General features: G+C 60.4%; 12 protein-coding genes. 3 read left to right on the top strand and 9 right to left on the bottom strand.

Annotation, left to right across the window (positions count from 1 at the left end):
* Positions 1-2 precede the first annotated feature (2 nt).
* From H0X90_RS27015 to H0X90_RS27045, 7 genes are all read right to left on the bottom strand, one after another.
* The gene (locus tag H0X90_RS27015; RefSeq protein ID WP_125346448.1) at positions 3-470 is read right to left on the bottom strand and encodes a hypothetical protein; all 468 of its coding nucleotides are present in this window, start codon (positions 468-470) and stop codon (positions 3-5) included.
* 93 nt (positions 471-563) lie between these two features.
* Positions 564-1,184 (bottom strand): hypothetical protein, encoded by a 621-nt coding sequence (locus H0X90_RS27020; protein ID WP_125346450.1) that lies wholly within the window; start codon positions 1,182-1,184, stop codon positions 564-566.
* 9 nt (positions 1,185-1,193) lie between these two features.
* Positions 1,194-3,539 (bottom strand): M23 family metallopeptidase, encoded by a 2,346-nt coding sequence (locus tag H0X90_RS27025; RefSeq protein WP_077215611.1) that lies wholly within the window; start codon positions 3,537-3,539, stop codon positions 1,194-1,196.
* 4 nt (positions 3,540-3,543) lie between these two features.
* Positions 3,544-5,895, bottom strand: a complete 2,352-nt coding sequence (locus H0X90_RS27030) for a type VI secretion system Vgr family protein (RefSeq protein ID WP_077189325.1) — start codon at positions 5,893-5,895, stop codon at positions 3,544-3,546.
* A gap of 695 nt (positions 5,896-6,590) precedes the next feature.
* On the bottom strand, positions 6,591-7,937 hold the full coding sequence (locus tag H0X90_RS27035; protein ID WP_077189324.1) for an AAA-associated domain-containing protein: 1,347 nt from the start codon (positions 7,935-7,937) through the stop codon (positions 6,591-6,593).
* Positions 7,938-7,948: 11 nt separating this feature from the next.
* Positions 7,949-9,703 (bottom strand): ABC transporter permease subunit, encoded by a 1,755-nt coding sequence (locus tag H0X90_RS27040; RefSeq protein WP_006484435.1) that lies wholly within the window; start codon positions 9,701-9,703, stop codon positions 7,949-7,951.
* An 80-nt stretch (positions 9,704-9,783) separates the two neighbouring features.
* Positions 9,784-9,993 (bottom strand): hypothetical protein, encoded by a 210-nt coding sequence (locus H0X90_RS27045; protein ID WP_006484431.1) that lies wholly within the window; start codon positions 9,991-9,993, stop codon positions 9,784-9,786.
* A gap of 253 nt (positions 9,994-10,246) precedes the next feature.
* On the opposite strand from H0X90_RS27045, the gene H0X90_RS27050 reads away from it, so the two are divergent.
* The 3 genes from H0X90_RS27050 (at position 10,247) to H0X90_RS27060 (ending at position 12,103) form a co-directional block, all read left to right on the top strand.
* Positions 10,247-11,191 (top strand): metallophosphoesterase, encoded by a 945-nt coding sequence (locus H0X90_RS27050; RefSeq protein ID WP_077189323.1) that lies wholly within the window; start codon positions 10,247-10,249, stop codon positions 11,189-11,191.
* 19 nt (positions 11,192-11,210) lie between these two features.
* Entirely contained in the window at positions 11,211-11,552 is a 342-nt protein-coding gene (locus H0X90_RS27055; RefSeq protein WP_058903273.1) for a cupredoxin family copper-binding protein, read from the top strand.
* A gap of 89 nt (positions 11,553-11,641) precedes the next feature.
* On the top strand, positions 11,642-12,103 hold the full coding sequence (locus H0X90_RS27060) for a cupin domain-containing protein (RefSeq protein ID WP_048988653.1): 462 nt from the start codon (positions 11,642-11,644) through the stop codon (positions 12,101-12,103).
* A 14-nt stretch (positions 12,104-12,117) separates the two neighbouring features.
* On the opposite strand, the gene H0X90_RS27065 is transcribed toward H0X90_RS27060, so the two are convergent.
* Complete coding sequence (locus H0X90_RS27065; protein ID WP_077189322.1) at positions 12,118-12,459, bottom strand: 3-phosphoglycerate dehydrogenase; 342 nt, start codon at positions 12,457-12,459, stop codon at positions 12,118-12,120.
* Positions 12,460-12,586: 127 nt separating this feature from the next.
* Positions 12,587-13,747 (bottom strand): hypothetical protein, encoded by a 1,161-nt coding sequence (locus H0X90_RS27070; protein WP_077189321.1) that lies wholly within the window; start codon positions 13,745-13,747, stop codon positions 12,587-12,589.
* Positions 13,748-13,817 lie beyond the last annotated feature (70 nt).

Consider the following 13,817-nt stretch of genomic DNA (forward strand, 5'->3'; position numbering starts at 1 on the left):
GGTTACGGTTTTAAAATTGACAATCTAGTAATACACTTTTTAGGAGAATTACCACTCCAATAGGTACTAACCAGGTAATGCCTCCTTTTATCAACTTCAAGATTAAAAAATCCATCCCCACACGACGGAAACCTCTCCACAAACTCATAAGACAATGAAGAAAATGTAAAAACTCTATCGACGCTATACACGCCCTTCCCATCATCTATATGCGACACCCGAAAGCCCAGCCGCCCACTAAAATCATAACTATCCACCTCGATATTCAACGGCTTTTCCGTATCGCAATTTACCACCGCGCGCTTAACTCCACCGCGGCCCGACAACTGCCAAACCAAACTATCACCCTTTATTTTTATCACCGACACGATGCCCGGCGACGGGGAAAAAGTTTTGGAAATATCGCCAGCATACGAAAAAAACGATGCCGCGAGCATAACCACAGCCGCCAAACCCTTGATTACCATCATAAATCACTCTCAGACACCCCATAGATTTCGCCCACACGTCTTCGGCCATACAGTACGCATCGCTCACAAAAATTTGAATTAATCAATTTCTCTTTATTTTTCAAAAAGCGCAATGCAGACATCATTCTCCACCACAACACGGCGATTATTTTTTATATCCCACACTCCCGGATAGGATGTTTTTGAACAATCTATTTCACCAGTGGGCGCCACATAGCGTCCATCGGGGGAAATAATTGACGCCCCCGCCTCACCACTACTGTTAAAAGCCGCGCGCCTAAGCTCACTGATTTTTTTGCCAGCGACATACGCCCCCTTCAAAGACACAATATTTTTTGAATTCCCGACACGAGCCACTGTAGCCAAATACAAAAATGGCCGCACATCAACAAAATCAAGTGCAACGTAAATTCCCTTCGAGATATTTATATCCGACAGCACACCAACACGCGTCGGAATCGAAAGAACGTGAACCGCCACCCCAGTTTGGCACTGATCCAGCTGATGCTTATCGACGTAAGTTGTCTCGGAGAGCATGACGGCGGATTTATCGAAACTCTCAATCGCGTAGCGCGCTCTCCTATCAAGCAAACATATTTTTGAATCACCTATTTTCAGTGATGTTCCGACCACCTCATAGGCGCCACCTGCATAGACATGATTAGCAGTATAGATCAGCACCAGTGCAAACAAAATTCTCCAAAATTTATACATATATTTCCATTACAAAATCACACTCTTAACAAAGCGCGTGAACTCCAAACGTCGCTCCCAGTCTGTATAGCCCCCGTTAATGGCATACGTAACATCGCGCGATATCGCCCGCTCCCTTTGTCGATCGGCTTCCGAAATTGCTACTCCCGAGGAATCACGATCGATATTCCTAGCCACCTCCGGCCGCTCGATTCTCATATAAAACCCTCCACTATCCATACTGTTATCAGGAAGAGCAACATCATGAGGCCTATCAATTACTGCGGGAATCTTCGTCATACCACCGCGATTTCGTGCACGAAATGCTGAGTCGGTCCACCACGATTCGGTAAAGGACGATTTCGAAATCCATCCTCTGAATACCCAGTAACCCGCATAATTACTTCGCCCTGTCAATTGCTTGAAACCTCTTCCACGGAACTTCTGTGAATCGCCCCGATCACAGTTACCATTCCGCCAGTCGTACGAGCTCGCGATGCGCGCACCTTTACTGTTAAATTTTTCCGACCGATACCAAGCATCATCCTCACCAGAATTCTGACCATACCAATGTCCCAATGTAGACTCTGGCACTTTTGATATCGGATTGATAACTTGACCGTAAAACTTTCCATCCTTAAATTTTCCGAGCATGCTTGTTTCCTGCATACTCGCCAAGCAGTTGCTCTCAATAGCACCTTGACCAATAAAATGGGATAACCGGATCAGCGATGTCAGCCCATACTTTCTCGTCGTCTTATTTAATGGTCCCAAGTAAGCATCACGCAATTGACTCGGAGTTGGCAGCTGCCCCCGGCTATAGCGGGTATCTGCATAGATATTTTCGAACTCACTCCTATCAATCCACCCGCATTTCCTGAAATGCCGAATAAATTCAAGCGGATGAAAAAACCACAACTTCTGCCCCGCCGGAAGCCCCGTTTTGTCCCAAAACTGAACTTCCTTCAGATACTTCATGAAATCGTTGTAGCCTTTGTCATTTCCGTGATAGTAGCCACCCTCGTCAAGCAGACTCGCGTAACGCTCCTCGTTGTTCGTACTGTCCCATTCACTCGGCGCGTTGCAGACGAGCCGGCGCAACTGCTGCCGTACCTGGGCGTTGCCTTGTACATACCCTGAAAGCGCTCTCGCCTTGTGCGCTTCCGGCGTTTCATCTTTCACCGCCGGTACCTCGCGCGGAGCGGCATCGCCCAGTATTTCTTTCAACACTGCCACATCGCACATTCCATCGCTGTCGAACGGAGTGTTCCCTTCACTGATTTTCTGCCAGCCCATAAATGACAGGAAATCCGCATCGGAGAACTTCTGGATACTCGGGTCATTGATATCGATGTAACCTGCCTTACCCGCTGCCCAATTGACCTGCATCCACGTCATGCGCGCATCTGCTGCCAATGTTTGAGACGGCGATAGGATGCGACCGAAACGCAGCAGCTCGTAGCCGTCGCTCGGACATGACGAATAAAGCGCCGTCGCACGCTTGTACAGGTCGTATTCGTAGTCTTTTTCCTCGACGGGTTGCGGCGTAAGCAGCGTGCGGGTGCCGTCTTGCGCCATACTCCAGACCTTGGTGTATTTCGAGCCGACGCTGAAGTAGGTCTCGACAAGCAACGGCAAGGTATTCGAACCCTCGTGACCCGGCTTGAATTCAATCCCGTGCAACTTGTTTCGAGCATCGGCCTTCTCAGGCAAACGACGAAAGTTACTGCCTGCCGGAATGACAAAATACGCGTGCCCCCACCAGTCCGTTCCATTCGGCGAAGTGGGTGTGCTGTTACCCAGCTGTGTCCTCCCGAAGTAGGCGTCGAAATCGTCCGGCAACATGAAGATTTCGAAATGCAAATGCGGCATCTCCTCATATTGACCGCGCCACCCCAGTACATCCTTGCGCCGGACCTTCTTGCCCTCCCCCGCGACAGCCGGCGTCACCTGCCCTCTGCTCACCGGGCCAGTCGGCATGCGCAGGAATTCCGGCAAACGGTTTTTATCTGCGCCGTGCTCCTCATATTCCACCAGCGGCAACAGATGCATATAAAGTGAGTAGAAGACCAGCGCGCGGCCTTCCCCCGTCTCGGTCGTGTGCTTGAGCAACACGAAGCCGATATGGCTCGCGCCGCTGTCGACCGCATGCTGGCAGACCCGATAGGCAACGACTTCCCCATCGGCGATCGCGTACACCTCGCCTTTCTCATCGGGCTGAAGATGCATGCCGCAATGCCAGCGCCGATCGAAGGCGATCGGATAGATGCCGTGATCGCATTCGCGCTCGTCTACGGCGTCCATCATCGGATCGGGGTTCGGCCCGGTCGGGGCCGCAAGGCCGGCTTTGGGCAAAAAAGGTGGGCTGATGATCATGTCGTTACCGTGTGTGGCTGTATCTTGAGTTGGGCGAGTAGTCGCTCACCGGCAGTTGCGGCAAGTTGACGGACGTATGGCGCGGCCCTTCGAACACGAATGAGGCGGCCCTGATGCGAAATTCACCCGGACAATTGAAGACGACATTGCCGTTCTCGATGGTCATCGACGCGCCGCCGCACGCCACCATCGCCCTGGTCTTCGCGCTCACGAGCACATTCGCGCCGGCGCTCGACACGTGCAATTGCTCGTCGGAGAAGAGATCCATCGAAGCACCTTGCGCCTGAAGCTCGATTTTTCCTTTCGAAAAAATCTTGATGCCGAGCTTGTGCGAACACAGCGAGATCAGGTCACCCGCCACCATGCGCAATCGCTTCACGATGCTCACGTCCATGTTCTGCCCTGCGGTAACGATCACGTTCTCGCCCGCCGATTGCTGCAGTGATTTCGGTGTCACGAACGCGATGCCGCCGGGAGCACTCGCAAGCAGCCCCGCGTCGCGAAGCTGATCGAGGCCGTCGAGCAGCGCCGCCTGCGTCGCGCGGTCCGCAGGGTCGGCCTTGGCTTGCGTCGTCGCAGCCGCAAGGTCCGTTACGCGCTGCAATGCGGTCTTGAGTTGCGCGATAGCGGCGGGCATGTCGAGATGCGGCGTCTCGGATCCGCCTGCTGCGTCTGCCGAAACGAACAGCCCCTTCGGCGCGCGCAACGTGCCCCAGTGCTGCGTGGTCAGTTCGAAACCCTGGCCGCGCTTGTTCTTGTCCCTGTCGACCAGATGGCCCATGTTGAGCGACGACTGCCCGAACACCGTCGCCAACCGGATGCCCTCGTGGTCTTTCAAATCCTCGAAGCGCAACTTGTTGCCGAGCAACGGCGAGCGGAATACGGCGCGGCTGTACCACCCTTCCTTTCCGTGGACGAGGTCCCGACGTGCATGGTCATGCAGAGCCCCTGCGATCAGCAGGCGGTCGCAATTTCCCTGGGTCGCGACGACGCGTACTTCGGACCGCGGCAGCAACGGGATGTGCAGGCCGCCCTGATACGACGCGGACGCACGCAACAGCCGCAACGGCATGCTGTTCGTGCCGCGCTTGCCGCTGTGCCGGGTGAACAGCAGCCGGACGCGATATCGGCCATATTCGTCCATCCATGCGTACGGCTCGTCGTCGCCGGACTCGACCACACCGATCAGCATGCCGGCGATCCATCGCCAATGCTTTTCAGGAACGTATTCAGGCCGGTAGGTCTGATGTGCGGGAATCGCTTCGAAGGTGTTGACTACCGACTGGCTGCGGCTGCCGGTCGTGACGAGCTTCGTGATCACCAGCCCGTGCGGCGCCTCGTGCACCTCGTCATTGCTGATCCGCACCACCATGCCAGGCGTCATGCCGATGACGTCACTCGTGCCCGTGAGCCGCACTTGCCGCGTGAGCAGTTCGTCACGCCGCGCGTCAGCCAGCGCCTGCCCTTCCTCGACCGAATGGAAATGCTCGATGCTGCGGTTGATGCTCCCATAGATAGAGCGGTCGTCATGGGCCACGATCGATTCGACCTGCAGCGGATCGTCGGGGACGCGATAGTTGTGATCCCATTCGCGCACCGTCTGCGGCACCAGCGCGCGCGTAACCTCCAGTGTCAGGATCGCCTCGTGCCAACTCGCCAGGCCGGAATACGGCAACAACGGCACTTCGAGCGCTCGCATATAGCCGCGCGGTGTATTGCCGAACACCAACGTGTCGCGTTGCGGGCCGTCCTCTTTCTTCGCCTGCTTGAAGTAGTAATAGACTCCTGAGCGGCGGCAGTGCCGGTCGATAAAGTTCGCGACCGTCTCCTCATACATCACGGTTTGTTCCAGCTTTCCGTCAAGCCCTTCCAGTTCGAACTCGACGTCGAAGGACTGGAACAGGCTGCGATCGACGATCATGTCGCTCAGCAGCTCGCGAAGCGACTTGTCGAGAAATACAGCCGAATCGTGCACCTCTTCGAGCAGCGAGAAACGCGGCTTCAGATGGACTTGGTAGGTTGCTTCGTCGTGAGACGTTCTGACGCGAGTCCATTGCGTGACGACGCCGTGTACGGTACGTGCCGCATGCCGGACCGGATCGATCACCGCGGCCAGCGCCGGCACGGAAGCATGCTCCTCGATCGTGAAGACTGCCGGCTGGCCCACAATAGTCGCACCGTCGATCCGCTTGTCCTGCGAGGTTACGGTGATGTCCGCGAGAAATGGCGTATTCATTTCCTCGGTCAGGACGAACGACAAAACGGAGACCGGCGCATCGAGCGCCGCAATCTCGAGATGCAGCGGCTGGGTAACGACCGAATTGGGGTGTTTCAGTACATCCTGAATGGTTCGCATGGTTGCCGTTGAACGAGAGGTTTTACACCGGCACGTTCGCCCATTTACGCATTCAGGGACGCAGTGCCACAACGCTCTCGCTAGTGAAGCATGTATTCACGAAAATGAACATGCACCGGCATCGGATCTGTTAATCATGCATTTTCACATCATCATGGAAATAGCTTTTTTATTTTATTAATTTATATCCACGATGGTTAAAATTTATATTTTTTATTATCTCTTTTTAACTCAAACCCAGCGCCCTCAAGCACCGTCAAACGGAATCATCGGATGGCGAAGTTAGGCCTACAGACCAGCAAAACTGGGGTTCTCGGTTACCCATACTTCAACCCCGCACTGAACACAACAAATTCAATTCAGTGGAAATGCAGGTTGATTTCAAGAATAAATCTATCCAATAAATCTCCATTCAAATCATCAACACCCCGAATGACACAAGACAACCAATTCGATAATCAATCGAAATTTACAATGTAGAAAATTGTCACGCATCAATTTCACTGGGCATTGCTCTAAAGCAGGAATGACGCCCGGATTCGCTTCCGATTCGGTCGGATAGCGCTTAGGTGACGCTTGCCGGCACTGTGACGGGCGAACTTGTCGGCAGTGCTGGCTGCCGTGCAGCAGGGCTCGACGTCGACGCGACATCGACGACGAATGGATGTCGCGCCTTACAGATCTACTTTCCGACTTTACGACTCGACATCCTCCAGACTGAACACTTCCGTCTTGTCGTTATACGAAAAGACCTCCCCATACCGCCCCCAGTCGATCACCGCATCGAGCGTTTCCTCCGCCGCCTCGTCGGACAGAAAATCCTCCAGCTCCTGCTCGAAGCGCACGCGCGGCGCACGATGGCCCGGACGCTCGTTCAGCACCTTCCTGATCCGCGCCGCGAGCGGCACGTGCTTCAGCAGGTGATCGGCGAACATCAGCTTGCGCTCCTGCGTGCCGAATTCCGCGAACACGCGGGCGGGCGGCGTCAGAAACACGTCGCCTTCGCGCACGTCCGCAAAGCCGAGGTGCTGCAGCACTTCCGCGATCGGGAACAGTTCATCGACCTCCAGATGCAGCGAGCGTGCGATTTCCGGCATGTCGGCGCGGCCATGGTACGGCGCCATCGCGAGCGTCTCGATCAGGCCGGCCATCAGGTTGGTCGACACGCGCGGCATCCAGCTACCCAGCTCGAGCCCCTTCTTCGTCGCCTCGCCGGTCTGGCGCGCGGTCATCTTCGCGTAGATGTCGTCGACGAGCTTGCGGAAATCGGCATCGAGCCGGTTACGCGGATGCTTGAACGGCACCTTGATCTCGGCGATCACGCGGCCCGGATTCGACGACAGCACGAGAATCCGGTCGCACATGAACACCGCTTCCTCGATGTTGTGCGTGACGATCAGCACCGACTTGATCGGCATCCGGCCTTGCGTCCACAGATCGAGCAGATCGGTGCGCAGCGTTTCAGCCGTCAGCACGTCGAGCGCGGAAAACGGCTCGTCCATCAGCAGAATGGTCGGGTCGACGACGAGCGCGCGCGCAAAACCGACGCGCTGGCGCATCCCGCCCGACAGCTCGCGCGGATACGCGTTCTCGAAACCGTCGAGACCGATCAGGTCGATCGCGGCGAGCGCACGCTCGCGCCGCTCGCGTGCACCGACGCCGAGCGCTTCCAGCCCGGCTTCCACGTTCTGCAACACGGTCAGCCACGGGAACAGCGCGAAGGTCTGGAACACCATCGCGACGCCTTCGGCCGGGCCGCGCAGCGGCTGGCCGAGGTAGGTCACTTCGCCGCCGGTCGGCTCGATCAGGCCGGCGATGATGCGCAACAGCGTCGATTTCCCCGAGCCCGAGCGGCCGAGCAGGCCGACGATCTCGCCTTCGCGCAGCGACAGGTTCGCGTCGTCGAGCACGAGCAGTTCGCCCTGCGTCTTGTTGAAGCCGCGGCAGACATGATCGACGCGCAGGATTTCTTCACCGAGCCGCGGCGGCTGCAGCGGCTGGGACGTCTTGACGGGGGCGTTGATAACGGTCGAATTTTGCATCGCGCTTACTCTCAATCGAGACGGAGCCGGGATTCCGCATAGGCGTACATCGGACGCCACAGCAGGCGGTTGAACAAGGTAACGAACAGGGACATCACGGCGATGCCGAGGATGATCTTCGGGAAATCGCCGGCGGCGGTCGTTTGCGCGATATACGAGCCCAGGCCGTGCGCGACGACCTTCGTATCGCCCCATTGCACGAATTCGGACACGATGCTCGCGTTCCAAGCGCCGCCCGACGCGGTGATCGCGCCGGTCACGTAGTACGGGAAGATGCCGGGCAGCATCGCCTGGCGCCACCACTGCCAGCCGCGGATGCGGAAATTCTTCGTCGCTTCCTTGTAGTCGTTCGGATAGGACATCGCGCCGGCGATCACGTTGAACAGGATGTACCACTGCGTGCCGAGCACGATCAGCGGCGACAGCCAGATGTCCGCGTTCAGGTGGAAATGGACGATGACGATCACGAACACCGGGAACAGCAGGTTCGCCGGAAACGCGGCGAGGAATTGCGCGAGCGGCTGGATCTTCTCGGCGAGCTTCGGGCGCAGCCCGATCAGCACGCCGAGCGGCACCCAGATCACCGACGCGATCGCGATCAGCACCAGCACGCGCAGCAGCGTGATCAGCCCGAGCACGAGCACGTGGCCCACCTCGCCCATCGTCACGCCGGTCGCGACGAAACTGACGACGCGCCACACGACGTACAGCGTCAGCGCGATCACGAACGCGCCCCATACGATGTCGCCGATGCGCGACGAACGGCGCGACGATGCGCCGCGCACGCGCGTACCCGCCAGCGACGGCACGCGCAGCGGAATCCGCGCGGCCTGCGACAGCAGCCAGCCGGCCGGCACGAGCAACTGATGGATCAGGTGCGTGCGACGCATCATGTCGAGCAGCCACGATTGCGGCGCATCGCCCGACGCGGTGTTCTCCATCCGGAACTTGTCGGCCCACGCGACGAGCGGACGGAACAGGAACTGGTCATACGCGAGGATCACGACCGACATCGCGACGATCACCCAGCCGACCGCGCCGAGATTCTTGTCCGCGATCGCCTGCGCGAGATACGCACCGATGCCCGGCAGCGTGATCGTCTGGTTGCCGACGGTGATCGCCTCGGATGCGACGACGAAGAACCAGCCGCCCGACATCGACATCATCATGTTCCATATCAGGCCGGGCATCGAGAACGGCACCTCGAGCTTCCAGAAGCGCTGCCACGGCGTCAGGTGAAAGCCGCGCGACACTTCGCTCAGGTCGCGCGGCACCGTGCGCAGCGACTGGTAGAAGCTGAACGTCATGTTCCACGCCTGGCTCGTGAAGATCGCGAAGATCGCGGCCAGCTCGGCGCCGAGCACGCGGCCCGGAAACAGCGCGAGGAAGAACGTGACGGTAAACGAGATGTAGCCGAGCACCGGCACCGACTGCAGGATGTCGAGGATCGGGATCAGCACCATGCCCGCGCGGCGGCTCTTGGCCGCGAGCGTGCCATAGACGAGCGTGAACACGAGCGACGCGATCATCGCGGCGAGCATCCGCAGCGTGGTGCGCAGCGCGTATTCGGGCAGGTTCGACGGATCGAGCGAGATCTTCTGCGTCTGCAGCACGCCGATCGGCGCCATCGTCTCGTGAAAACCGACGATCGCCATCGCCAGCACGCAAATGATCAGCGGAAACGCGACCGCATCCCAGCGGTTGGGCAGCACGCGCCACGCCGACGCGTTGGCAGTGCGATTCGGATCGAAGAAACGGATATCCATCGGTAGCGTCTTGTGTGGAATTGAAAATCGATGGGGTCGGCCGCCTGTCGCGCAGCCGGGCGTCGCACTCGCGGTGCGAATCAGAACAGCCCGTGCAGTGCCCGGTATGAGGTGGCCGGCAGCGCGAACGGCCGCACCGCACCGTCCTTGACGAAACGGAGACCGGCACCGGGATGAATGCCGACACCGACGATGCCGCAGGCAACGATCAGAAAAAGCGGCGCGAGGCCGAGGGCGCGTGTGCGGTGAGCGACCGCACCGCCCGTTTCCGTTGCCGCGAGGTTCGGCATGAAGGGCTCCGGAGAGGGGTTCGGAGTGGGAGGCTATCGGGCGGCCGTGACGCAAATGTGACGTGTCACTTACAGGACATTGACGGCTCATCCGGGCGGAATCGTGCATCGCCCCGTCGGCTGTCAATGCGAGTGTTCAACCTCGTAACGGGCGGGAATAAATCCGCCGCTTCGCCGGTATCGCATGCGAATGCGCCGGCTTATTCCAGGACGATCCGGCCGTCCGGTTTCGTCACACGAATGCGAGGCTCACATGTCTTCATCGACTCCCACCCGCCCGTCGCGCCGCAAGGCCCTGCAATGCATGGCCTTCGGCGGCCTCGGTACGCTGTTCACGTTGTCGGGCGGCATTCTCGCGCCGTTCGACCTCGCGCTCGCGCAAGCCGGCGATGCGCGCCCGGCCGACGCGGGCCGGCCGCTGTTCGTGCAGATCAGCGATACGCACATCGGCTTCAACAAGGACGCGAATCCGGACGTGTCGGCCACGCTGAAGCAGACGATCGACCTCGTCAACGGGATGCCCGCGCTGCCGGCGCTGACGATCCACACCGGCGACATCACGCACCTGTCCAAACCCGAGGAATTCGATCACGCGTCGCAGTTGCTGTCCGCGCTGCGCGTGACGGAACTGCATACGGTGCCCGGCGAACACGACGTCACCGACGGATCGGGCGCCGAATATTTCGGCCGGTTCGGCAAGGCGTCGGACAACCGCGGCTATTACAGCTTCGACCACGCGGGCGTGCACTTCATCGGCCTCGTCAACGTGATGCACTTCAAGCCGAACGGGCTTGGCAGCTTCGGCGACGAGCAGCTCGCGTGGCTCGCACAAGACCTGAAAGGCCGCTCGTCGAGCACGCCGATCGTCGTGTTCTCGCACATGCCGATGTGGACCATCTACGAACCGTGGGGCTGGGGCACCGGCGACGCGCCGCAGACGATGGCATTGCTGCGCCGCTTCGGCTCGGTCACCGTCCTGAACGGGCACATCCATCAGATCGTGTCGAAGGTCGAGGGCAACGTGACGTTCCACACCGCCCGCTCGACCGCGTTCCCGCAGCCGACGGCCGGCAACGGCCCGGGCCCCGTGCCGCTCACGGTGCCGCACGACCGGCTGCCGTCGATGCTCGGCGTGACGACCGTCGAGTTTGCCGGCCATCCGGTCGCGTCGTCGCTGCACGATGCGACGCTCGCGTGATCGATATAAGGAGAACGACATGATCCGCTTCCAACGCCACCGAATCGTCGCCGTGCTGATCCTGTGCGGCGCCGCTGCCTGCACGCCGCCCGCCGCGTTCGCGCAGGGCCCGACCGGCCCGCTCGTGACGATCCGCAATTTCATGTTTTCGCCGATGTCGACCACGATCAAGGCCGGCACGACCATCACGTGGAAGAACCTCGACGCGGAGCCGCATACCGTCGTCAACGACGCCGGCATCTTTCATTCGAAGGCGCTCGACCAAGACGAGACGTATTCGTTCCGCTTCGACAAGCCGGGCGTCTACAAGGTGTTCTGCGGTATTCATCCGTACATGAAGGAAACGATCACCGTCGAATGACGCGGCCTGCCACGCACCGCGGGCGAACGACGGGCGGCCGCCTACAATGACTGTCGTCCCCTTCGCCCGCGAGGCAGACGGAGCCGTCCATGCCAAGGATCGATCTCGGTACCGTGCCCGAACGCCGCGGCAGCGGCTATCCGCGGCCGTTCGATGCGCCGTGCGCGCAGCGCATCCGCCAGCGTCTCGGCGACGCCGGCGGCCTGCGCGATTTCGGCGTCAACCTGATGCGCGTGCCGCCAGGCGGCTGGTCGTCGCAGCGCCACTGGCATTCCGACGAGGACGAATTCGTCTACGTGCTCGCAGGCGAGCTCGTGATGATCGAGGACGGTGGTGAAACCGTGCTGCGCGCGGGCGACTGCGCGGCGTTTCCGAAAAATTCGGGTAACGGCCATCATCTGATCAACCGATCGGATGCGGTCGCCGTCTATCTCGAGGTCGGCTCGCGCTCGCCGGACGACGTGATCACGTGCCCGGACATCGACATGATGAGCCCGAGCCGCGACGGCCGGTTTCTGCACAAGGACGGCACGCCGTACCCGGACGCGTGACGCCTGCGCGTCGGTCACGCCCGCCGGGCCCGCAGGCGCGCGCGGCCGGCCGGGGTCACCGCCACTTCCGCCACGCCGCCAGGTGTATGACGCCGGACCACGTAGCCGCGCGCGCAGGCTTCCTCCCACACCGGCAGGCGCGGGCACGACGTGCGCCACGCATCGATCACCTCATCGTACGGCCGCGCGGCGGGCCCGATCCATTCGAGCAGGTCATCGATCAACGGCTCGAGCGACGCCGCTTCGCGCTCGGACGCCTTCGGGTGGACTACGTGGATCGGCTGCGCATCCGGCTTGCGAAAGCTCGGCAGTGCACACAGCGTGTCGAAATGATCGTCGAGGATCGTGATGTTCATGGGGGCGCTCCTGTGAACACCGTCATCCTGAACCGCGAGCGCCGAACCGGGAAATGAATTTAACGTGCGGATTCCTGCATTTTTCTGATCGATCTGTTTCCGTCGCTCACGCGCGTCGCATGCAGGCTCACTGCCCCGCCGCGCGCAGCGCCGGCGCGGTGCCGGCGACGACCGGACACGATCGAGGCAGCGCATGCCCGAACAACACGGCCAGCCCGCAAGCGGACGTGAACATGCCGACGCCGTCGTGCCCGACACCCGGCACTTCGACCACCTGCTGCGCGAGATCGTCCGGATGCCGCTTCTTCAGGTAATCGAAATACGCGAGCCCGCGCGCCAGCCGGTACGGCCCCTGCGCCATCGCCGCGCACGAGCGGTCGATGAAATGCGTGGTTGGATTCGTGTCCGCCTGCCCGAGCAGGTACACGACATGGCGTGCGACGTAGCGCGTTTCGAGATCGCGCACGTCCTGCGACGCGACATAAGGCGGCGCCGATTTCAACCCGTACTTCCATTCGGTCGCGCGCGGACAGGCGCCGCCGGCAAGCGCGTCGGCATTCGGCCGTTCATCGTCGAAATACAGGTAGCTCGACGGATTCGCGACCACGTAACGCACGGCAATGCCGGCACGCGCCAGTGCGTCGCCTTCGCGCCCGGCCACCGCATAACGCTGCAGCAACTGTGCACCGGCGGAATGACCGATCACGACGACCGTCGACAACGACGGGTACAGGCCGCGATCGGCGAAATGCGCGAGCAATGCGTCGAGCGCCGCGAACGAGCTGACCGGGCCCGGCTCGCGCGCCGGTTCGCCGCCTTTCCATCCTTCCTGCGTCCACGCGAGCGTCGATGCGGACAACGAAAAGGCGCGCGCGTCGGCACGGGTCAGGAACTGCGGTGCGACCACCATCGTGCCCGCGCCGGCCGCCCCGGCCTTTTCGACGACCTTGCGCCCCGATGCGTAATACGCGTCGGCGTTACGGAGCGTGCCGTGAATCACGATGAACACGCGCGTGACGTCGGGTGCGGCCTGGTCGAGCGGACGGTCCGCGTAGACGGGCAGCTCCGCGCGGTCCTGCGGCGTGTCGACGGCCAAGCGCTGGTCGGCGACGGCCTTGACCGGCGCTTCGAGACGTTCGCGCTGCGTGGGCGTGGCGGTTTCGGCCTGCGCGCCGCCCGGCATGCCGACGGCGGCGACCGCGAGCGGAACGGCGAACGACAGGGCTCGGGCGAGCGGCAACGCACGCAAGCGTCGGAGGCAGGCAAAGGCGACGGAAATGGCGGACATGGCGGCGGCTCGGGTGGCGAATATGACTTGAACGGCGATGGTCGCAGAATCCGTCGCGCGCTGCCGGCCC

The sequence above is a fragment of the Burkholderia sp. 9775_39 genome (genome assembly GCF_015712225.1).
Classification (GTDB): Bacteria; Pseudomonadota; Gammaproteobacteria; order Burkholderiales; family Burkholderiaceae; genus Burkholderia; species Burkholderia cenocepacia.